The organism is Plesiocystis pacifica SIR-1, assembly GCF_000170895.1.
In the GTDB taxonomy this organism is placed as follows: Bacteria; Myxococcota_A; Polyangia; order Nannocystales; family Nannocystaceae; genus Plesiocystis; species Plesiocystis pacifica.
Genome location: NZ_ABCS01000032.1, coordinates 19,667 through 40,972, shown reverse-complemented (window position 1 = coordinate 40,972; position 21,306 = coordinate 19,667). Strand labels below are relative to the sequence as shown.

21 protein-coding genes are annotated in these 21,306 nt (G+C 69.1%); all 21 read right to left on the bottom strand.

Annotated elements, in window-relative coordinates; all coding sequences use genetic code 11:
* Window positions 1–10: 10 nt before the first annotated feature.
* Complete coding sequence (locus PPSIR1_RS17960) at window positions 11–265, bottom strand: type B 50S ribosomal protein L31 (RefSeq protein ID WP_006972532.1); 255 nt, start codon at window positions 263–265, stop codon at window positions 11–13.
* A 13-nt stretch (window positions 266–278) separates the two neighbouring features.
* Window positions 279–584 carry a 30S ribosomal protein S14 gene (rpsN, locus tag PPSIR1_RS17955; RefSeq protein WP_045116256.1) on the bottom strand — a complete coding sequence of 102 codons (306 nt, stop codon included), beginning with the start codon at window positions 582–584 and terminating at the stop codon, window positions 279–281.
* A 150-nt stretch (window positions 585–734) separates the two neighbouring features.
* Window positions 735–1,637: a pseudouridine synthase gene (locus PPSIR1_RS17950; RefSeq protein ID WP_006972530.1), complete on the bottom strand. Its 903-nt coding sequence runs from the start codon at window positions 1,635–1,637 to the stop codon at window positions 735–737.
* A gap of 255 nt (window positions 1,638–1,892) precedes the next feature.
* Window positions 1,893–3,446, bottom strand: coding sequence for an SMC-Scp complex subunit ScpB (scpB, locus tag PPSIR1_RS46240; protein WP_006972529.1), 1,554 nt, complete (start codon window positions 3,444–3,446; stop codon window positions 1,893–1,895).
* A 4-nt stretch (window positions 3,447–3,450) separates the two neighbouring features.
* On the bottom strand, window positions 3,451–4,938 hold the full coding sequence (locus tag PPSIR1_RS43065) for a segregation and condensation protein A (protein WP_006972528.1): 1,488 nt from the start codon (window positions 4,936–4,938) through the stop codon (window positions 3,451–3,453).
* Entirely contained in the window at window positions 4,935–5,618 is a 684-nt protein-coding gene (locus tag PPSIR1_RS17935; RefSeq protein WP_006972527.1) for a site-2 protease family protein, read from the bottom strand. Before PPSIR1_RS17935 ends, PPSIR1_RS43065 begins: the two co-directional genes overlap by 4 nt.
* Before the next feature lie 130 nt (window positions 5,619–5,748).
* Window positions 5,749–6,657 carry a site-specific tyrosine recombinase XerD gene (gene xerD / locus PPSIR1_RS17930; protein ID WP_006972526.1) on the bottom strand — a complete coding sequence of 303 codons (909 nt, stop codon included), beginning with the start codon at window positions 6,655–6,657 and terminating at the stop codon, window positions 5,749–5,751.
* A 271-nt stretch (window positions 6,658–6,928) separates the two neighbouring features.
* Window positions 6,929–7,321 (bottom strand): response regulator, encoded by a 393-nt coding sequence (locus tag PPSIR1_RS17925; RefSeq protein ID WP_045116241.1) that lies wholly within the window; start codon window positions 7,319–7,321, stop codon window positions 6,929–6,931.
* Window positions 7,318–8,172: a GAF domain-containing protein gene (locus PPSIR1_RS17920; RefSeq protein WP_157595677.1), complete on the bottom strand. Its 855-nt coding sequence runs from the start codon at window positions 8,170–8,172 to the stop codon at window positions 7,318–7,320. The genes PPSIR1_RS17925 and PPSIR1_RS17920 overlap by 4 nt, the downstream gene beginning before the upstream one ends.
* Window positions 8,173–8,417: 245 nt before the next feature.
* Window positions 8,418–9,536, bottom strand: coding sequence for a chemotaxis-specific protein-glutamate methyltransferase CheB (gene cheB, locus PPSIR1_RS17915; protein WP_045116240.1), 1,119 nt, complete (start codon window positions 9,534–9,536; stop codon window positions 8,418–8,420).
* 21 nt (window positions 9,537–9,557) lie between these two features.
* Window positions 9,558–10,400 carry a CheR family methyltransferase gene (locus tag PPSIR1_RS17910; protein ID WP_006972522.1) on the bottom strand — a complete coding sequence of 281 codons (843 nt, stop codon included), beginning with the start codon at window positions 10,398–10,400 and terminating at the stop codon, window positions 9,558–9,560.
* A gap of 59 nt (window positions 10,401–10,459) precedes the next feature.
* Window positions 10,460–12,595 carry a HEAT repeat domain-containing protein gene (locus tag PPSIR1_RS17905; protein WP_232296504.1) on the bottom strand — a complete coding sequence of 712 codons (2,136 nt, stop codon included), beginning with the start codon at window positions 12,593–12,595 and terminating at the stop codon, window positions 10,460–10,462.
* Complete coding sequence (locus PPSIR1_RS17900) at window positions 12,592–13,365, bottom strand: response regulator transcription factor (protein WP_006972520.1); 774 nt, start codon at window positions 13,363–13,365, stop codon at window positions 12,592–12,594. Before PPSIR1_RS17900 ends, PPSIR1_RS17905 begins: the two co-directional genes overlap by 4 nt.
* A complete protein-coding gene (locus PPSIR1_RS17895; RefSeq protein WP_006972519.1) occupies window positions 13,362–13,892 on the bottom strand; it encodes a chemotaxis protein CheW in 531 nt (176 codons plus the stop codon). The genes PPSIR1_RS17900 and PPSIR1_RS17895 overlap by 4 nt, the downstream gene beginning before the upstream one ends.
* The gene (locus PPSIR1_RS17890; protein ID WP_006972518.1) at window positions 13,889–14,464 is read right to left on the bottom strand and encodes a chemotaxis protein CheW; all 576 of its coding nucleotides are present in this window, start codon (window positions 14,462–14,464) and stop codon (window positions 13,889–13,891) included. The genes PPSIR1_RS17895 and PPSIR1_RS17890 overlap by 4 nt, the downstream gene beginning before the upstream one ends.
* Window positions 14,454–16,841, bottom strand: coding sequence for a chemotaxis protein CheA (locus PPSIR1_RS17885; protein WP_006972517.1), 2,388 nt, complete (start codon window positions 16,839–16,841; stop codon window positions 14,454–14,456). The genes PPSIR1_RS17890 and PPSIR1_RS17885 overlap by 11 nt, the downstream gene beginning before the upstream one ends.
* On the bottom strand, window positions 16,838–17,275 hold the full coding sequence (locus PPSIR1_RS17880; RefSeq protein ID WP_045116239.1) for a response regulator: 438 nt from the start codon (window positions 17,273–17,275) through the stop codon (window positions 16,838–16,840). Before PPSIR1_RS17880 ends, PPSIR1_RS17885 begins: the two co-directional genes overlap by 4 nt.
* 156 nt (window positions 17,276–17,431) lie before the next feature.
* The gene (locus tag PPSIR1_RS49390; protein WP_006972515.1) at window positions 17,432–18,388 is read right to left on the bottom strand and encodes a M17 family peptidase N-terminal domain-containing protein; all 957 of its coding nucleotides are present in this window, start codon (window positions 18,386–18,388) and stop codon (window positions 17,432–17,434) included.
* A gap of 24 nt (window positions 18,389–18,412) precedes the next feature.
* Window positions 18,413–18,922 carry a transcription antitermination factor NusB gene (gene nusB, locus PPSIR1_RS43055; protein ID WP_006972514.1) on the bottom strand — a complete coding sequence of 170 codons (510 nt, stop codon included), beginning with the start codon at window positions 18,920–18,922 and terminating at the stop codon, window positions 18,413–18,415.
* Complete coding sequence (gene ribH / locus PPSIR1_RS17865) at window positions 18,919–19,422, bottom strand: 6,7-dimethyl-8-ribityllumazine synthase (RefSeq protein ID WP_006972513.1); 504 nt, start codon at window positions 19,420–19,422, stop codon at window positions 18,919–18,921. The genes nusB and ribH overlap by 4 nt, the downstream gene beginning before the upstream one ends.
* A 148-nt stretch (window positions 19,423–19,570) precedes the next feature.
* A complete protein-coding gene (locus tag PPSIR1_RS17860; protein WP_006972512.1) occupies window positions 19,571–21,274 on the bottom strand; it encodes a 30S ribosomal protein S1 in 1,704 nt (567 codons plus the stop codon).
* Window positions 21,275–21,306: the final 32 nt, after the last annotated feature.

Below are 21,306 nucleotides of genomic sequence, written 5' to 3'. Positions count from 1 at the left end.
GTCCGGAGACCTACTTCTTCTTGCCCCTCCGACCGTAGCGCCGCTTGAAACGATCGATGCGGCCCTCGGCGTCGAGGGTGCGGGCCTGGCCCGTCCAAAAGGGGTGCGACTTCGAGGAGATGTCGAGGCGAATGACGGGGAGCTCCTCGCCTTCGTGGCTCTTGACCTCTTCCGAGCGCTGGGTCGAGAAGCCGACCCACTCGTCGTTGGTCGCGCTGTCGTGATAGAGGACCTTGCGGTACTCCGGGTGGATACCGGTACGCATCAGGGGTTCCTCCTCACCAGCTCGACTTGGTCACGCCGGGCAGATCGCCACGCAGCGCGAGGTCGCGCAGGGCGATGCGGCTGAGACCGAACTTGCGGTACACGGCCTTGCTGCGGCCGGTCAGGAAGCAGCGGCGGGTGTGCCGGGTCGGGCAGGAGTTGCGGGGCAGCGCGTTGAGCTGAGCCATGACCTCGGCCTTCTCGTCGGGGTCGAGATCCGGGTCCTTCATCTTGGTGCGCAGCTCGGCGCGCCGGTCAGCGTACTTGGCGATCAGCTTCTCGCGCTTCTTGTCGCGGAGAACTTGGGAAAGCTTGGCCATGGGGTGTTTCGCTTTGTCGAAGTCGGCGGCGTAGCCGACGGGGGGCGGCAACCTACCCTGCAACTTGGGGGGTTGCAAGGTGAGGTGGGGTGAACTCGGCCCGGTTCGGCAACTGCGCCGGGAGGGCGTCGAGGGGGAATGGAGGGGGTGTCAGGACTTCTTCGCTTTTGGGCGGTCTCGCTGGCCGCCGCGCGGGCGCCCAGCCCCGCCGGAGCGCCCGCGACGGCCCTCTGGGGCCAGCTTGACGTTGGCGAGGAGCTGACCCACCTCGGTGGCGTTGAGCGCTCGGAACTCGCCCTCGGGCACGCCGTCCGCGGTGATGTCGCCGATGGCGACGCGGATGAGCTTCAGCACGGGGTGGCCGATCGCCTCGCCCATGCGGCGGATCTGCCGGTTGAGGCCCTCGCGGATGCCGATCTGATACCAGACGTTGGTAGCCGTCTCGCGGAACGCGAACAGCTCCGCCACTGGACGGGTGATCGCCCCGTCGTCGAGCTCGACCCCGTCGCGCAGCAGCTGCTCTTGCTCCTCGGTGAGCTTGCCCTGGAATTTGACGTGGTAGGTCTTGACCACGCCGTGGCGCGGGTGGGTCAGGGCCTCGGCCAGGCCGCCGTCGTTGGTCAGCAAGAGCACGCCGCGGGAGTGGAAGTCCAGACGCCCGACGGGGTAGAGGCGCTCGCTGACGCCGTGCAGGAGCGAGATCACCGTGGGCCGGCCGCGCTCGTCGACGCTGCCGGCCGCCGACGAGACCACGCCGTCGGGCTTGTTGAGCACGTAGTAGACCTTGCTCTCGGCCTGGATCGGCTCGCCGCGCACGGTCACGCGGTCGCGCTCGGGGAACACGCGGGTCCCGAGCTCGCGCACGACCTGGCCGTTGACGCGGACCACGCCCGCGGTGATCAGCTCTTCGGCCTTGCGGCGCGAGGCCACGCCCGCGCTGGCCATGAATTTCTGCAGCCGGACCCCGTCTCGCTGCTCGCGCAGGTTCGGGGTGAAGGGCTGAACACCCATGCCCCTGCCCTTCTTCGCCGGCTTCTTCGAGCGGCGGCCCATGGGGCGCGTGGGCGGGCGGCCGTCGTCGGGGCCGTCGAAGTCCGCAGGCCCGTCAAAAGCGGATCCGGAGCTCTCGCCTGCGCGGGGTTGGCGGGTGTGACCGCTCGAGCGGCCAGCCTTGCCCTTCGGCCGACCGGCGCGGCCGCGGGATTTCGGGGGTCCTGAACGAGCCATGGCAGCCCCCGAGAATGCGGCGAGGTCTGCCCGGCGGCAAGGGGGCGCTTTGAGATTTTCCCCGCAGGCCGGGAACGACGCTCAGTCCGCGTCTTCGCCCTCTTCGGACTCCTCGTCCTCTTCAGACTCTTCGTCCTCTTCAGACTCTTCGTCCTCTTCAGACTCTTCGTCCGCTTCAGACTCCTCGTCCTCTTCAGACTCCTCGTCCTCTTCAGACTCTTCGTCCTCTTCAGACTCTTCGTCCTCTTCAGACTCTTCGTCCTCTTCAGACTCCTCGTCCTCTTCAGACTCCTCGTCCTCTTCGTCCTCTTCAGACTCCTCGTCCTCTTCAGACTCTTCGTCCTCTTCAGACTCTTCGTCCTCTTCAGACTCTTCGTCCTCTTCAGACTCCTCGTCCTCTTCGTCCTCTTCAGACTCTTCGTCCTCTTCAGACTCTTCGTCCTCTTCAGACTCTTCGTCCTCTTCAGACTCCTCGTCCTCTTCGTCCTCTTCAGACTCTTCGTCCTCTTCAGACTCCTCGTCCTCTTCGTCCTCTTCAGACTCTTCGTCCTCTTCAGACTCGGGCTCTTCCGCCCCGTCGCTCTCTTCGGACTCGGACTCGGACTCCTCCGCACCCTCCCCCGAGTCGTCGGCGGCCTCACCCTCGGCGGGCTCCTCCTCGTCCTCCGCCACGAGGTTCTGCTCCCGCGCGAAGTCGAGGACCTCCTGGCCCAGGGCCTCGACCTCCGCGTCGCCCATCTCGAGCTTGCGGCGCAGCGTCGCCTTGGTGTCGTCGGACAGCTCTCGGAACTCGCGCAGGTCCGGCAGGTCGCGGAGGCTCATGAGGTTGAAGAACTCGAGGAAGTAGACCGTGGTCCCGTAGAGCATGGGGCGGCCGACCTCCTCCTTTTTGCCGACGATCTGCACGAGCTCGCGCTCGAGCAAGATCTTGAGCACGGCGCCCGAGTCGACGCCGCGGATGTGGTCGATCTCGGGGCGGGTGACGGGCTGGCGGTAGGCGATGACCGACAGGGTCTCGAGCTGGGGCCGGCTCAAGCGCACGGGCTTGGCCTGGAGCAGCTTCTGCACCCAGTGGGCGTTCTGCGGCTGGGTCTGGAGCACGAAGCCGCCGGCGACCTGGGCCACGACGATGCCGCGCTCATGGTTGTGGTCCATGAGGTGCTTGAGGGCCAGCTGGATCTGGTGGACGGTCGGCTCGGCGAGCAGCTTGCGCAGCTGCTTGACCCGCATGGGCTTGGGCGAGGCGAACAGCAGGCTCTCGACGATCGACACCAGGCGCAGCGAGGCCTCACCCTCGACCTCGCTGAGGTCGTCCTCGGCGTCGATGGGCAGGGAGTGGATGAGCGCGATGGCCTTCTCCTCGGCGGTCGGCTCCGCCGGCTGTTCGGCTTTGGCCTCGCCCTCGGCGTTCTCCTCGCCCTCGCCCTCGCCCTCGGCGTTCGCCTCCGCGTCGGCCTCTGGCTCCTCCCCTGACCCGAGCTCGGCGACCAGGTCACCGATGCTCGGCTCCTCCCCGCTGACCTCGGGCGTCTCCTCGCCCTCGCCCTCGGGCGCGTCCTCGCCCTCGCTGCTCTTCTTGGCGGCCCGCTCACCAATGCGCGGCGGGGCCTGCTTCCGGGTCGGCTTCTTGGCCATCGAACTATGATCCCTCGGGTTGTGGGTCCGCGTCCTCGGGCGCGGCGCCCTCGTTGTCACGCCCAGCCTCGGGCGTCGCCTCCGGAGCCTCCGGCTCGGGTGTCGCCTCCGACGCGGGTGTCGCTTCCAAAGCCTCGGGTTCGGGCGCGGCTTCCGGAGCCTCGACCGTAGGCTCGAGCTCAGGCTCTGCCTCCAGGGCTTCGACCGTCGCCTCCGCCGGCCCGGGCTCCGGCTCCGGAGCTTCAGCCGTAGCCTCCGTAGGCTCGGGCTCCACTTGTGGAACCTCGGCCGCCGCTTCTGTCGACCCGGGCTTGGGCTCCACGTGTGGAACCTCGGGCGCGACTCGTGGAACCTCGGCCTCCGCCGTCGCTTCTGTCGACTCGGCCTCGGGCGCGACTTGTGGAACCTCGGCCTCCGCTTCCGGAGTCTCGGGCGTTGCGTCCTGTGCCTCGGGCGTCGCCTCTGGAGATTCGGGCGTCGCTTCGTTCGGCTCGGGCTCCGCCCCCGTCGAAGGCGCCTCCGGCTCGGCGATGTCCCCGAGCAGGTCGCCCTCCTCGCCCTCTTCGCGGAAGATCTCGACGGCCTCGCGCATCTCGTCGATGTTCATCCGCCGCTCGATCTCCAGCGCGGTGCTGCCCTGCGCCTGGTGGACGCCGATGATGCCCATCTTGACCATCTCGAGCACGCTCATGAGCGTGACGACCAGCATCTGGCGCAGCTCCTTCTCGTTCGACCAGGTCCGGTCGAGGAACAGCGACTCGAAGCTGAACTTGGGCTCGCGGCCGAGCTGCTCGGACAGCTGGCGCATGCGGATGCGGACCGTGACCGGCTCGAGCACGACCTCGTGCTCTTGATTGATCTTCGCTCGGTCGAGGATCCGGTTGTAGGCCTCGGCGAGCTTGAACAGGGTGATCGGAGCCAGGCCCGGCTCCGGCGCCTCGACCCGCAGCTTGCCGCCGCGGGGGAACACGTCACGGCCAGAGAGCGGGCGGCCGTCGAGGTCCTGGCCCGCGGTCCGAAAGCGCTCGTACTCGATCAGCCGCCGGATCAGCTCCTGGCGCGGATCGACCCCGTCCTCTTCGTCCTCGTCCTCGCCCTCCTCCTCGGGGCTCGGCGGCAGCAGCTCGCGGCTCTTGAGGAAGGCCAGGGTCGCCGCCATCACCAGGTACTCACCGGCCACCTCGATGTCGAGGGCGCGCGCGAAGGTGATGTACTCGATGTACTTCTCGGTGATGAAGGCGATCGGGATGTCGAGGATGTCCAGCTCGTGGCGGCGCACGAGGTGGAGCAGCAGGTCCAGCGGGCCCTCGAACTGCTCGAGGGTCACGGCGTAGCTCTCCCGGGTGCGCACCCCGTCGGCGATCAGGTCCGTGCTCGGGGTCCGGCTCGGGGGTCGCAGCGTCGGCGTCGGCGCCTCGCTCGGCGCCGAACCGCCGTCGGCGATCGGCCCCGGAGTCGACTCGGGGCTCGCGGCGGGCTTCGTCGTGCTCATGCGTTGACTGCGACGAAGTAGACGCGCCCGAGCAGCTCGAACACGGGGTAGAGCACGGTCCCGAGCAAGCCGCCGCCGAGGAACACCAGGCCGAGCAGGATCCACGGCCCGTACTGCATCAGGAACTCGTCGACGTACTCGAAGCGCGCCGGCAAGAAGGCCGCGAGGATCTTGCCCCCGTCGAGGGGATGCAGCGGCAACAGGTTGAACATCATCAGCAGCACGTTGAGCTGCAGCATGGTCTGCAAGAGCAGCTCGATGGGCGGGCTGATGCCGGCCGTGCGCGCGACCACGGCCGCGACGCCCAGGGTCAGCAGCACGAGCACGAAGTTTCCAAAGGGCCCCGCGGCCGCGACGATCGCCATCCCGCCGCGCATGCTGACGTCGCGGCGGTAGTTTTGCGGCATCGTCTCCACGGGCCGGCCCCAGCCCAGCAAGGGCATGGCCGTGAGCGCCGCGACGATCGGCATGATCAGCGTGCCGACGGGATCGGCGTGGGCGATCGGGTTCAGGGTCAGCCGACCCTGGCGCTCGGGCGTGGGGTCCCCGAGGCGGTCCGCCGCGAGGGCGTGGAAGTACTCGTGCACGCCGATCGAAGCGACCAGGCAGATCAGATAGATCCCGATGGTCACGAGCGTCTCGCTCGAGAAGTCGAAGGCGATGGCCAGGGGCGCGAGCACGGTGAAAATCGAGCTCCTCGGGCAGGACGCGTTTTGCGCACGCTGCGCGGAGCGTGTCCGTTCGTAGCAGCCCTGGAGAGCACCCGTCAATGCACCCGCGGGGTGATCGAGCGCCCGTCCCGCCTGCGACTCATGCGCGGGGGTGGTGCAGGTCGTAGGCGTGGCGGACGTGGGACTGGCTCAGGTGGGTGTAGACCTGGGTCGTCGAGATGTCTGCGTGACCGAGCAGGGTCTGCACGGCGCGCAAGTCGGCGCCGCCCTCGATGAGGTGGGTGGCGAAGCTGTGCCGGAGCTTGTGCGGTGAGATGTCCCGGGTGATGCCCGCGCTCACGGCGTGCTGGCGGAGGCGAAAGAAGCAGCCCTGCCGCGACAGCCGGCTGCCCCGCTTGTTGACGAACACGTGGGCCTCCCGGGGCGCCCGCGCGACCAGCTCGGGCCGGCCCTCCTCCAGCCAGGCCAGCAGCGCGACCAGGGCACAGTCCCCGAGCGGGACCATGCGCTGCTTGCTGCCCTTGCCCGTGAGCACGACCAGGCCCTGGTCGAGGTGCAGGCTCGACAGCTCGAGGTCACAGGCCTCTGACACCCGGCACCCCGTCGCGTACATGAACTCCAGCAGCGCCGTGTCGCGCAGGCCCAGGGGCGTGTCGACCCCGGGCGCCGCGATCAGCCGGACCACCTCCTCGCGCGAGAGCAGCTCCGGCAGCTTGTTGACCGCCTTGGGCAGGGCGATGCCCTGGGTCGGATCGACCTCGACCAGCTGCTCGCTGCGCAGCCACCGGAACAGCCCACGCACCGCCACCCAGCGCCGCGCCTGACTCCGCGCCGACAGCCCCGCCTCCGCCAGCGAGCGCAGAAAACCCAGCAACGCCGCCGGGCTGACCTGGCTCGCCCGCTCGACGCCCGCCCCGCTCAGCGCATCCAGCAGCCGCCGCAGGTCATTGCCGTAGGCCTCCAGCGTATTCGGGCTCAGGTTCCGCTCGACCTTGAGGTGCTGGAGGTAGTCCTCCACCAAGTCCTCGAGCGCTTCATCCCGGGCCACCCCCCCGACGCTAGCACCAGACCCGCTCAAACGCCGGAAATACGCCAAAGCGCCCCCGTGCAAAGGCCAGCTGACACGGACACGGCCCTACCGAGCGCCACGACATCGCACCAACCGAGCGTCCACCACGGTGCTCCCCAGGGCACCCCTGCCCGTACGCCCACCAAACAAACGCCCCCCTTGGGGGGCGACCACATGCCCCCTAGAAGGCACGAACGAGTTTGAGGACCAGCCACCCCCAGGCGAAACCGCCTGCGGGGGCAAAGAAGGCTCACCCTATCTCGAGGATCTGGCGGACCAGCCCGATCACCTGCTGCGCCTGAATCGGCTTGGTGATGTAGGCGTTCGCACCGAGCGCGAGCGCCCGCTGACGGTCCTCGGCCGCGCCCTCGGTCGTGATGATCACGATCGGCACGTCCTTGTAGTTGTCATCGGCACGCAGTCGCTTGACGAGCTTGAGCCCGTCGAGGATCGGCATGTTGATGTCGGTGATGATGATGTCGAACTTGGTCCCGGCGATGCGACGCAGGGCATCGACTCCATCGTCGGCCTCGACCACGTCGAGCTCGCTCACGCGCGAGAGCGCGAAGACGATCATCTTGCGCATCGGCGGGCTGTCTTCGACAACCAGGGCGTTGTAACGGCGTGCTCCCACGGTACTCATGCTCCAACTAGGTGCTCAATGGACTGGCGCTGCATCGGGACTTCCTTGGCATGCGCGCGAACCCAGGCGTTCTCGAGGCCGATGCCAGCGTGTTCGGAGATGAGCCCGAGCAGCTGATGATCGTTGTCCGCGAAGCCGTGCTTTTGCGCAAGGAAAGACTCGATCCTCGCGACGCCAACGAGGCGGGTGCCGCTGACGAGCGGCAGGTTGATCAGCTCGTTGCCCATCTTGAAATCGGGGTCGCCGTGCTTCCACGGGCGGCCGAGGGCGACGAGGGCGGCCTGGGCCGGGCCCGCTTGGTCGCCGGTCAGCTCGAGCTCATCGATCTCTTCGGCCTTGCCCCCCTCGCGGGCGACGGGGAACAGCACCTGGCGCTCCTCGTCGACGAGGAAGATGACGAAGGCACCGGCGCCGACAAAGTTCAGCAGGATCTCGGTCGTGGTCCGCAGCACCTCTTCGAAGGAGGTCGCCGAGTGGAACTGCGAACCCGCGACGAACATCGAGGCGAGGTGGTAGTGCTCGGACTCGAGGGAGTCGAGGCGCGAGCGAAAGCCACCAGACTCCTCCTCGACGTTGCCGGCGATCTTGCGGATCTCGTCGCACTCGTGTTCGAGCGCCGAGATCCGCATCATCAGCAGCTCGACCATGTTGTCGCGCGTGACCTTGACGCCGCCCCCTCCCTGCTTCTCCGCAGTGACGGTAGCGGGCTCTTCTCGAGTCTCGAGAGCGGACCGGAGTCGATCATTTTCGGTGATCAACTCCTTAACCAGCATCTCTCCCTTCTCGAAGAACTCGCGCAAAAAAGCGTCGGTTTGACGCTGCAAGCTCTGCCTGGGATTGTCGGCGCTCACCGACCGCACAGTATCACACCAGCGGCTTGGTGGGACGCTTCATGCCGCAGAACCTGGCAGTTCCCGGCCCCTTCGAAGCTCGAGGATGGCCGACACTGATCCCTAGCTCAGTCCTCTCGCGCGGCCGCTCACCGGCGAACGGCCACACCGAGCGCAGAGCCTGGGGCACATCGCCCCGAGTCAGCCCGAGCGCGCCGCAGATTCAGCCCGAGCGCCCCCGCAGCTGGCCCCCGCAATGGGCAGGCTCAGCCGGGCAAGCGCCCGTTCACGACCTCGATGATCGCCTGGTTCAGCTGCTCGAGGGGCAAGGCGCGGTCGACCGTGCCGGCCTCCATCGCCGAGTGCGGCATGCCTGGCATCACGGCCGTGCGCGGATCTTCGACGAGCACTGCCGCGCCCAGGCGCCGCGCCGCGATCGTCCCGTTGGTCCCGTCGGAGCCCATGCCCGTCAAGATGACCGCGATCAGCCGGCGGCCGAACACCGCCGAGAGCGACTTGAGCATGTGGTCCGCCGAGGGGGTCAGCGGGACCGCGCCCGTGCGCGTGGGCTGGGGCTCGACGATGCGAATGGTCGCGCCCCCGCCCGCCCGCGCCTCGACCTCGAGGTTGGAGGAGCCGGGCACGATGTAGACGACGCCCTCGCACACGGGCTGGCCGTCGGAGGCCTCGACCACGCGCATGTCGACCACCCGATCGAGGCGGGCGGCGAAGGCCTTGGTGAAGCGCGCGGGCATGTGCTGCGAGATGAGCACGGCCGCGGGCAGCTCGGCGGGCAGGCCCGCGAGCAGCTGCTGGATCGCCGGCGGTCCGCCCGTGGACGAGCCGATGCCGACGACCACGCGAGCGGGCTTGCCCTCGAGGGTCTGGCCGTCGCCGTCGTCGAGGTCCGACATGCCCGGGCGCGCGCCCTGAGCCGCGAGGGCCTGGGCGCGCTGCTTGAGGCGCACGGCCTGGAGCCGACGGACCATGGCGATCTTCGCCCCGAGGTCGTCCTCGATGTTGCGGATGTCCGGGCTGATGTGGCGCCGGGGCTTGGCGATGAAGTCGAGGGCCCCGAGCTCGAGGGCCCGGAACACGTTGTCGCGCTGGGCGTAGCCCGAGATCACCAGCACGGGGATCGGCCGGCGGCTCATCAGCAAGCGCAAGAAGGAGAAGCCGTCCATCTCCGGCATCTCGAGGTCGAGGGTGATCACGTCCGGCTCGAGATCGAAGGCCAGCTTCAGCGCCTCCTTGCCGTTCGTCGCGCGGGCGATGACCTCGACCCCGTCGCGCGACTCGAGCATGCTGGTGATGGTCTGCCGGTTGTAGGCAGAGTCATCAACCACCAGCACTCGGAGGGGACGGGTATCGCTGCTCTCAGTCATGGTGTCGGGGAGCGGGGTGCCTCAGCGGAGGGAGGGCGGGCTCGCGGTCAGGGGCTTGCGGTAGACGAGGTCTTTTTGCAGCGTCGCGAGGTCGAAGCGCGTGGTCACGTTCAGCAAGCTCTCGGAGTGGCCGAGGAGGAGGTAGCCGCCGGGAGTCAGTCGATCGTAGTAGGCCTCGACGACGCGGTGCCGCGCCTCTTGAGAAAGATACATCAGGACGTTGCGGCAGAAGATGACGTCGCAAGGTCCGAGCACGCGAAAGCGCTCCGTGGAGATGAGGTTCAATTGGCCAAAGGAACACATGCTGCGCACGTCGTCCCGTACGACCCACCTCCCATCCTTCTCGACGAAGTACTTGCGGCGCAGCGCCGGCGGCGTGGTCCGGAAGCTGTTCTGGCCGTAGACCGCAGCCCGCGCCGTGGCGAGCACCTTGCGGCTGATGTCCGAGCCCGCGACCCGCAGGTTCCAGCCGCGGAAGAGGCCGGATTCGAGCAGCAGCATGGCGATGGTGTAGACCTCCTCGCCCGTAGAACAGCCCGCGCTCCATACCGTGAGTCGGCGGCTGCGCTTGAGACGCTCGGCGAGGTCGGGGAGGATCTCCTCGGAGAAGGCCTCGAGCTGGTACTGCTCGCGGAAGAAGTAGGTCTCGTGCGTGGTGATGCACTCGACCAGCTCCTCCATCTCGCGGGCGCCCGCGGGGTCGTAGCGGAGGTACTGGTAGTAGTCGAGGTAGCTGCTCAGCCCGAGCGCGACCAGGCGCGGGTTGAGCCGGCGCTCGAGGAAGAAGCCCGACTGCACGGATAGGGTGACGCCGCAGTGCTCTTGGATCGCCTCGACGAGGAGACGGGTCTCCTCATCGTTCATGCGAATTCGATCCCTACCCATGGCGAACAAGCGATCCGTGCTGGTGTCAGCGGGCCTGGTCACGGGGCCTCGTTCTCAGCCGCGAGGCCGTCGAGGCGCTCGATCGCCTGGCCGAGGACCTGGCGGACGAGGGCGTCTTGCTCGAACTTGCGCGCGCGGTTGAGGGGGCCCAGAGCCGTGACGTCGCCGCGCTCCGAGAGCACTTCGGCGGCCGCCCAGCGGACGTCCCAGCGTTCGTGCGAGAGCAGCCCGAGCAAGGCCGCCGTCGCGCGGTGGGCCGAGTAGTGCTTGAGCCCTCGCGCGGCGGCCTTGACGACCTCGTGGTCCTGCGACGCGCACAGGCTCATCAGCAGGGTCAGGTCCTGGTTTTGATTGGACCGACCGAGCCCCGCGATGGCGTGCACGACGACGTTGGTCGAGTTGTCGTCGAGGATGATCTCCCGCATCCGGGCCATGGTGATCGGGTTGTCGATCATCACCAGGGCCTGGACCGCGGCCGCGCGGACGAGCGGGACGGGGTCCGAGGTCGCGGCCAGCAAGGGCTGGATCGACTGGGTGTCGCCGAGCTGACCGAGGCTGCGGCACGACGCCGCCCGGACCTGGGGGTCCTCGTCGGCGAGGGCGAAGCACAGCGCGCCCACGCCCTCGTGCTCGCCCGGCACCTGGCCCAGGGCCAGGGCCGCGGCCACGCGCACGCCGACGTCGCTCGAGCCGAGCATCGAGACCATCGGCGGGACGAAGTCGACCATGCCCAGGCGCCCGACGACGCGGCACAGGTTGCGCGCGAGGGCGCCGGACTGCGGCCACGATCCGCCCAACAACAGCCGCAGGTCGTCGTGGCCGCCGCCAGGGCGCTGCTCCGACATGCGCGTGGCGATGGACGCCAGGGCCTCCGCGGCGTGCTCTCCGATGGGGCCCTCGCGGCCGCAGGCGCGGTACAGCGGGGCCATGGCCGAGCGACCGCCGACCTTGTTGAGGGCGTCGCAGGCCGCCGCGGCCACGCTCTCGAGGGGATCGTCGAGGCCCTCGAGCACGAGGTTGATGAGCCGCGGATCGACGCGCCCTGGGAGCGCGCCGATGAGCCGGTAGAGGGCCTCGCGCGAGGGCACCTCGAGGCCGTCTAGGACCTCCACGAGCGAGTCGTTGGCGGCGCTGCCGAGGCGCTCGACGAGGGCCAGGGCGCGCTCGTAGACCATCGGGTCTTCCATGCGCGGGAGCACGGCCGCGACCGCGCCCGCGTCCATGGCCAGGCCGGCGAGGGCGATGGCCGCGATCGAGACCTCGCGCTCGCGGTGGCTGATCAGCTCGCGGATGCGGGTCTTGGTCTCGTCGTCCACGCTCGCGAGGGCGTCGTCGACCACGGCCGCCTGGTCCTGCTGACCCAGGGCCACGCGCAGCCGGGCGAGGCCCTCGACCGCCGCCGCCCGGACGCCGCGCATGTCGTCCTTGAGGCAGGGCACGAGCAGGCCGACGGCCTCGGGCGACTCGGTCACGCCGAGCAGCGCGGCCGCGCCCTTGCGGGTCACGGCCCGCTCGAGCAAGGGCGCGAGGCGCTCCACCGCCACCGAAGCGCCCGCCGAACGCAGAGCGTCGAGGGCGTAGAGCTGGAGCATCTCCGAGCGATCGCCGAGCAGCTCCTCGAGGGCTTCGACCGCCCGGGGGCCGCCGATCTCGCCGAGCGAGGCCGCCGTCGACGCGCGCAGGTTCTCGTCGGCCTCGGTGTCGCGCAAGAAGCGAACCAGCAGCGCGATCTCAGCCTCGCCGCCGATCTGGCCGATCATGTCGACCATCAAGCGCGTGCCCGTGCTCTGGTTGTCCTCGGGATCGAGGCGCTCGAGGATCTTGGGCAAGCTCGCGCGGCCCAACTGGACGAGCACGTCCTGGCAGGCCGCCCGCGCGCTCACGCCACCGCCGGCGATGACCTTGGCCTCGTTCTCCCGGCCCTCGTAGATGGCGCTGGCCAGGGGATCGATCACGCCATCGATCAGCGTGTCGATGAGCGCGGCGAAGGTCGGGCCGTCGGGCTGCTCGGTGGCCAAGACCATGAGCACCTCCTCGACCGCCTGCTTGCGCTCACGCCACCCTTCGTCGCCAAAGCGGCGGATGCAGTCGAGCAGGCGAGGTGGGAGCCCTGCGCTCCCCCGTCCGCTGACCCGGGTTCCGCCCTTTGAAGTCGCTTGTCGCTCGGAGCTCAATTGCCCTCCCCTTCTGCCGGCGCGGGACCGCCAGCGCTTGCGCCCGAGTCCGCGGACAGCGGCCGCTCGAGGCTGGAGACCAGCTCGCGGAAGGCCTGCCCGACGAGGTCATCCCCCGCCGCGTCCGCGTCTGGTCGAATCTGTGCAAAAAGCTGGCGCGCGCCGTCGAGGTCCTCGCTGACCACCGACAGCGCGTCCTCGACGCTGCGCGCCTCGGTGATGCGGTCGCCGTTGTAGAGCAGCAGGTCCGCGACGATCAGCATGGCGAGTCCGCGGGGCGTCTGCTGACGCAGGCGGCTGTCGCCGTGATCCTCCAAGGTCGCGAGGATCTCGCGCAGGGTCTCCTTCGGCAGGTCGCTGCCGTCCATGCCCAGCTGGGCGCGCAGGCGCCGGGGCAGGTGGTCACCGAGGTGGTGAATCTCGACGTAGTCGTCGGCGCCGTAGAGCCGCCGCGGCCGTCGCTTGTAGCTGGTCCGCCGGAACACCGACGCGACCAGGATGATGCAGCGGACGCCGGCCTCGCGCGCGGGCAGGACGAGCTCGAAGCCCCCCGGGAGCGCGACGTCGACGACCAGGGCGTCGAAGCGCTCGCCCGCGAGCCGGCCCCGGACCGCGCCCTCGTTTTGAGCCACGTAGACGTCGAAGCCGTGGGCGCCGAGGATGCGCTGGGCCGCGCCCGCGATCACGGCCCCCCCGTGGGCCAGCAGGACCCGGGGCTGGGGCGCCTGCGTCGGCGTCGGGCTCGAACCGGATTGGGACAGCTCGGTCATCCGCTCCTCTTGCCGGTGACGATCAGGCCCTCGAGGTGGACGACGAACACGACGTCGTCGCCGACCTTGCAGACCCCCGAGAAGAATTCTTCGCCCTCACCGCCGACGGACTTGCTGAGCATCGAGGGCGCCGGCCGGACCTCGTCCGCGCCGACGCGCAGCTCGCCGAGGACGCGGTCGACCTTCAGGCCGACGATCCGCCCCTTGACGCTGACGATGATCAGCTTGTTGAAGGGGACCCACTCCTCGTCGGCCTCGACGTTGAAGCGCTTGCGCAGGTCGATGACCGGGATGACGACCCCGCGCAGGGTGATGACGCCCTCGATGATCGCGGGCGCGTGGGGGACCGGGCGGATCGGATAGGGGGCGGCCTGGATGACCTCCTTGATCCGCATGATGTCGATGCCGTAGAGCCCGACGCCGACGAAGAAGCCAGCGAGCTTGAGCTGCTCCTGACGCCGCGGCGTCTCCTCGTCGTCCCACGCCGTCGAGGTGCTGCGGATCCCGCTGCCGATGTCACTGGTCACTGGGCCACGCCCCTCTCGCGTCGGTATCGACCGACCAGGAAGTCGCGCTCGGCGAGCACCGTGCCCAGGTCGAGGATGATGATCAGCCGCCGACGGTGGCGGCCGAGGCCAAGGATGAAGTCCGCCCGCGTGCTCCCGATGCCGCCCGGGGTGCTCTCCATGTCCTCCGGAGGCAGAGAGATGACCTCGAGCACGCGCTCGACCACGATGCCGTGGGGCTCGTCCTGGTGGCGGACGATGAGCACCCGGGTCTCGCGCTTGCGCTCGACGGCGCCGAGGTTCAGGCGGACGCCCAGGTCGATGACCGGCATGACCGAGCCGCGCATGTTCCCGATGCCGATCACGAACTCGCTGGTCCGCGGCACCGGGGTCGTGGGAAAGACCGTCGAGATCTCCACGATCTGCTCGATGGGCAGCCCGTAGATCTCCCCGCTGATCATGAAGGTCACGTAGCGGAGCAGGTCGCTCCGCATCTCTCGCTTGTAGCCGTGCTCGTAGTCGGCCTCGGTGGCTACCTGCTCGCCCGTGATGGCGCCCAGCGCTTGCCAGAGATCGTCATCGTTAGAAGCCATGATCGCCCCAGCCTCCGTGCTCTTTCTCGCGGCCGACGTCGTGGTTCGAGAACACCCCGATCCCCTCGCGGCCGCCCCCGCTCCCGACGGCCGCCTCGACCCCGCCGACGGCTTCGCCGACGAGGGTCGCAACGTCCAGGAGCAGGACCGTGCGGTTGTCACCCAGCTCCGTGGCCCCGGCGATGCCTGGGACCTGCCGGAGCGCCCGACCGATGGGCTTGATGACCACATCTTGCTGACCCAGGAGCTCGTCGACGACCAGGCCCACGCGGTGCTGGGCCAGGCCGACCACGACCACGTAGAGCCGGTCGTAGTTGCTGCGCGGGTCTCGGATCGGGTTCTCTTCCCCGAGCTCGAACACCTTGGACAGGTGAATCAGCGGCAGCGTCCGTCCGCGCACGGACACCACCTCGTGACCCTCGATGGTCTGAATCTCGTCGCTCTGGACCATGATGGACTCGAGCACCGAGTTGAGCGGGATGCAAAAGGTCTGGCCCGAGGTCTCGATGACCAGGGCCTGGATGATGGCCAGGGTCACCGGCAAGGTGATGCGAAAGCGCGAGCCCCTGCCCGGCTCCGAGGCGACGTCGATCATCCCCGAGAGCCGCGAGATGTTGGTCTTGACCACGTCCATCCCGACGCCGCGCCCGGACAGCTCCGTGGCCTTGTCGCGCGTCGAGAAGCCCGGCGTGAAGATGAGGTTGATGGCCTGGCCGGGGGTGATGTCCGAGGACTCCTCGGCGCTCACGAAGCCGCGCTTGACGGCCTTGTCGCGGATGATCCGCCAGTCCATCCCGCGGCCGTCGTCGGTCAGCTCGATGACCACGCGGTTGCCCTTTTGGAACGCGCTCAGCGAGATCTTGCCGGCCCGCGGCTTGCCCACGGCGACGCGCTCGGCCGGCAGCTCGATGCCGTGGTCGATGGCGTTGCGGATCATGTGCATGAGCGGGTCGCTCAGCTCCTCGACGATCAACTTGTCGAGCTCCGTCTCGGCGCCCGAGATGGCCAGGCGGATGTCCTTTTGGGACTCCCGCCCGAGCTTGCGCACCACCCGGGCCAGCTTGTCGAAGACCTGGCCGAGGGGGACCATGCGGACCTCGAGGATGCCCTGCTGGAGCAGGCTCAGGCGCCGATTCATGACCCGCAGCTGGTCTTGAAACTCGCGCAGGTGCTCGCCCGAGGTCGACGATAATCCGCCGATGTGGTTGGCGAGCTGGGTCCGCTGCATGCGGTCGCCGATGTTGGTCAGGTTGGCGTGGACCAGGGCCAGCTCACCGACGAGGTTCATCAGGTGATCGAGGCGGCGCAGGTCGACGCGGACGGTCTGGCTGAGGCTCTTGAGGCTGACCTGGTCGCCGCCGTCGTCCATGGGCGGCTCGCTGCTGACGCTGCCTCCGCGGTCTCCCCCGCGACCGTCTCCGCCGGCCGAGCTCGCGCCGCCCGAGTCGCCGCCCGCCGGTGCGCTCGCCGAGCCGCCGCTGTCCGGGGCGCTGCCCGAGCTGGACCCGTCGTCCTCGTCGTCGGGGAAGTCGTCGTCGTCGATGGCCTCGACGCGCGTGCCCGAGCTCGACGTGGTCGGCGCGGGCTCCGGCTCCGGCTCGGGGAGCGGTTCGGGGGCCTCCGAGGGCGCCGGGATCACGAAGCGCTCCCCCGTCGCCAGGGCCTCCACGGCCACGCCCTCTTCGGCGATGCCGTCGGCGAGCTCCGGGATGGAGTGCTTCGAGCCCATCAGGATGCCCAGCTCGATGCGGTCATCGGCGGCCAGATCGGCGCTCGGCAGGTAGGTGATGACCTCGCCGTAGTTCTTGAGCTTGGCCTTGAGGGCCTCGATGCCGACGTCGATGGCCAGCAGGTCGAAGCTCGCGTGAATTCGATAGATGGCCCGGCCCAGGCGCACGTTCTCGCGCAGGCGGTGCTCCTCGTACTCGGTCAGCACCCCGAGGATGGAGTCGTCCAGCCACGACAGCGCGTCCTCGGCCTGCTCCTCCGGCGCCTCGGCCAGCTTGGCGAGCTTGGCCAGGAAGGAGTCGACCTCCACGGGCTGGCCGCCGTCGGGCTCGACCACCCCCGCGAGCAGGCGACCGAACAGATCGACGGACTCGAACAGGAGGTCGAGGGCGGACTGGTTGAGGGGCAGCTTGCCCAGGCGCAGGGCGTCGAGGGTGTTCTCCAGCTTGTGGCTGAGGTCGACGATCTCGTTGACCCCCGACAGCGAGGACAGGCCCTTGAGGGTGTGGACCGACCGGAACGCGCCGTTGAGCAGGTCGGGGTCGTAGTCGTCTCCGTCGCGGAGCTGGCCCTCGATCTCGAGCAGCTGGCGGGAGAAGGTCTCGATGATCTCTTGGGCTTCCGAGACGAATTCGGGAGATTCGCTCACTTGTCGCCCCCTCCGTCGGCCTTGGCGCCGCCGCCATCCCCCCCCTCGTCGAGGTCGGGCCGCGGGTTCGCGCGGGCCCGCGCGATGGCCTCGAGGAACTCCTGGGGCGTGAAGGGCTTGGCGACGAAGGCCGACGCCCCCGCCGCCATCGCGCGATCCTTGTCGACGGCCGAGGCCTCGCTGCTGATGACGATGAGCGGCGTCTTGGAGTGACGGGGGGTCTGGCGAACAAAGCGGGTCAGCTCGATGCCGCTGACGTCAGGCATGTTGATGTCCGTGACGATGAGACCATAGAGGTCTCGAGGGAGCGCCCGCAGGGCGTCGAAGCCATTCCCGACCTCGTGGACCTCATACTCCTGTTCGTCCTCGAGAACGGCGCACACGTAATCTCGCATCGCTCGGGAGTCTTCGACCAAAAGCACTTGGGTCGGCATCGGACAAAGTATAGGGCCAGCGGCGCCGCTCGTGGGACATTGCCGACAGGTCGCGGCCAGACCACCCGCGGGCCCGCGCCGGAGCCTCCCAGGGGGGTTCGCGCGCGGCCTCGGAGCGCGAACACCCGCCGCTGAGGCAGATTGACCCGACCCCGCTCAGGTGTGCAGGCTCGGCGCGTGACGGGCCGGCCGGGGCGGACCCGACAAAACCCGGCGCAGGCGCGCGACCACGCCTTCATCCGCGACGATCCACCAGTGCAGGGGTGGCTCGGGGTCCTCGACCGGCTCCGGATCCGGCTCGGGGTCCTCGGCCGGGGGGCGCTCCGGCGTCGCTTCGATCGCGTCCGAGCGCGCCCCGTGTTCGGCTGGCTCGGGCGACTCGAGCGGCCGCGCAGCGTCGGCCTCGTCGTCCTCGTCGCCCGTCGGCTCCGCGAGATCCTCCCCCCCAGGGTCAGGCTCGACCGCGATCGGGTCCGCGCGGTCCTGTTCCGCGCTGGCGACCTCCGGGTGCGAGTTTCCCGCCTGCTCTCCCTCGTGCTCCCCTGCCCCACCCTCGGTCGGGTCTGGCTCGGCCACGGCTTCAGCGGCCGCTTCGAGTCGGCGCCGACGAGCCCGAGCGCTGTCGCGCAGGGCGGCCTCCACGGCCTCGATGAGCGCCCCGAACAGCGCCTCGGTCTGCGTCCGCTCGATCCCGATGGAGGGCAGCTCGATCAGCACCTGCGCCGCGCCCAGGCGCGTGGCCACGTCGACCAACCGACCGGCGGCCGCTTGGGCCTTCGCCTCGTCGAAGTCCGCCTGCGCGCCGAGGCCGACGAGCACCAGGCGATCGACGGGCCAGCGCCGATCCCCGGGCATCAACACCTGCTCGCCCAGCTCACCCGTGCACAGCCCGGCGCGCGCCAGGGCCGAGAGCCGCCCGCTGCTGCGCCAGTCGATGAGCCCCGCGAGGCCCTGGAGGGGGCGCTGATCCGAGAACAGCGGGATCAGACCCAGGTCGACGCGGGTTCGCCCGGCCTCGCCCTCGAGCTCGCGGACACCCCCGAGGATGTCCCGCTCGAGGGGCTCGACGAGGACACGCGCGCCTTCGCCGTCAGAAGCGTCCGAGCGATCCACTTGGTGCGAGGGTAGCAGGCCCGCTCACCCGGGCGCGTCGGCCTTGGCGCGATCGCGGAGCGCCCGGGCGAGGGCCTCGGCGAGGGCGTTGACGAAGGCCGCCGAGCGCTCGCTGCCGTAGCGCGCCGCCAGGCGCACCGCCTCGGCGACGACGACGTTGCGCGGCGTCTTTTGAGTTCGCAGCTCCACGGCCGCCAGGCGCAGCACGTTGCGGTCGACGCGGTCCATCCGCTCGATCCGCCAGCGCTCCGAGGCCGCGCCGATGGCCTGATCGACCGCCGCCGCGTCCTCGAGGTAGGCCTCGGTCAGGCGCCGGGCCCAGCGGCGCGCGCTCGAGTCCTCGATGATGTCGCGCATCTGCGGGCCGGCCACGCCGAGGAAGTCGTCGTCGACCTCGAACTCGGGGCGCTCGGTCCAAAACAGCTCGAGGGCCGCGCGGCTGCCCTCGCCGCGGCGCTCGAGGTGGCACATCAACCACAGCGCCAGCTCGCGCCCGCGGGCGCGGCTCGTCGGCTTGCCCTCTCCCCCGCTCATTGGCCGTCAGCCAGGCCGTCGATGGCCTTGTAGAGGCGGACCTGCTCGACGGCGGCCATCGCCGCCTCGGCGCCCTTGTTGCCGGCCTTGGCCCCGGCGCGGTTGATCGCCTGCTCGAGGGTGTCGGTGGTCAGCACGCCGAAGGTCACCGGGCGGTTGTGGGCGATGCCGACGGCCGAGAGGCCCTTGGCCGCCTCGGCGGCGATCAGGTCGAAGTGGATCGTGTCCCCGCGGATCAGGCAGCCGAGGGCGACCACCGCGTCGAAGCGACCGGTCCGCAGCACCTTGTCGGCGAGCATCGGCAGCTCGTAGGCCCCCGGGGTGCGCAGCACGACGATGTCCTCGGCCGCGGCCCCCGAGCGGACCAGGGCGTCGACGGCTCCGTCGGCCAGGGGCTCGGTGATGATCGCGTTGAAGCGCGCGACGAGCACGGCGAAGCGCAGGCCAGAGGCGTCGAGGCTGCCCTCGAGGACGTTGACGGAGGCGGTCGGACGCTCCATGGGCGTGGCTTACCCCTCCGCCTGGGTCCTGGCAAGGGCGCGGGCCCACAACGGGGGCCAGCGCCGAGCCACGACCAAAACAAAGGGGCACCGGCCGCGGCCGATGCCCCTCCTCGTCTCGGGCCCGCGAGGGGCCCGAAGCGTGGGCTCACTTCTTGAGCTTGTCCGAGAGCAGGTCGCCGAGGGTGGCCCCCGCCTCGCTGACGTTGGCGAAGCCCTGGGCGTCGGCCAGGTCGTCCTGACGGCGAGCGCTCTTGATCGACAGGCCGATCTTGCGCTCGTTGGCGTCGAGCTGGATGACCTCGGCGCGGCACTCCTGGCCGGGCTCGAGCACCTGGCGCGGGTCCTCGATGCGCTCCTCGCTGATCTCCGAGATGTGGATCAGACCCTCGACGCCCGGGATGATCTCGGCGAAGGCGCCGAAGTCGGTGAGCTTGAGGATCTTGACCTCGGTGACCTTGCCGATCGGGAACTCGTAGGGCACGCGGTCCCACGGGTCGCTCGACAGCTGCTTGATGCCCAGGCTGATCTTGGGCTTCTCGCCGGAGTTGTCGATGTTGAGCACGGCCGCCTGGACCTCGTCACCCTTCTTGTAGATGTCCGAGGGGTGGCGCACGCGCTGGGTCCAGCTCAGGTCCGTGATGTGCACGAGGCCGTCGATGCCGGGCTCGAGCTCCACGAACACGCCGAAGTCCGCGATGTTGCGGATGACGCCAGCGACCACGGTCCCGGGCGGGTACTTCTCGAGCACCTTCTCGTAGGGGTTCTCCTCGAGCTGCTTCATGCCCAGGGAGATGCGGTTTTGCGACACGTCGATGTCGAGCACGACCGCCTTGACCTCGTCGCTGAGGTTGACCACCTGCTTGGGGTTCTTGATCTGGCGGGTCCACGACATCTCGGACACGTGGACCAGGCCCTCGATGCCCTCCTCGAGCTCGATGAAGGCGCCGTAGTCCTTGATGCTGACCACCTTGCCCTGGACGACGGTGCCGGGGATGTACTTCTCCTCGGCGTTGATCCACGGGTCGGGGGTGATCTGCTTGAGGCCCAGGCTGACGCGCTCGGACTCGCTGTTGAACTTGAGGACCTTGACCTTGACCTTGTCGCCGACCTGGAAGAGCTCGGAGGGGTGGTTGATGCGACCCCAGCTCATGTCGGTGATGTGCAGCAGGCCGTCGATGCCGCCGAGATCGATGAAGGCGCCGTAGTCGGTCAGGTTCTTGACCACGCCCTCGACGATCTGGCCCTCGGCCAGCTTGTTCAAGGTGTCGTGCTTGAGCTCGGCGCGCTCGGCCTCGAGCAGCACGCGGCGCGACAACACGATGTTGCCGCGGCGCTTGTTGAACTTGATGATCTTGAAGTCGAATTCCTCGTTGAGGAAGGCGTCGAGGTTGCGGACCGGGCGAAGGTCGACCTGACTGCCGGGCAGGAAGGCCTTGACGCCGCCCTGGAGGGTCACGGACAGGCCGCCCTTGACGCGGGCGTTGATCAGGCCCTTGACGATGCCGTCCTCTTCCATGGCCGACTGGATCTCGTCCCAGACCTTGCGCTTGCGCGCCTTGTCCTTGGACAGAACGACGAGGCCGTTGGAGTCCTCGGCATGCTCGATGAGAACCTCGGCTTCGTCGCCGATGTTGACCTCGATGTTGCCGTCCTCGTCAGCAAACTCGCGCAGCGGGACCTGGCCCTCGGCCTTGAGCCCGACGTCGACCACGGCGTAGTCGCCGATGATGTCGACGACGATGCCCTTGACGATGCCGCCCTCCTTGACCTCGCTCGTGTCCTGGAAAGACTGCTCGAGGAGATCGGCGAAGCTCTCCATGCCGACCTCGTTGGTGGTGGGTTGTGTCATGATGTTGTTGGATGTTCCTCTCTATGGCGTCT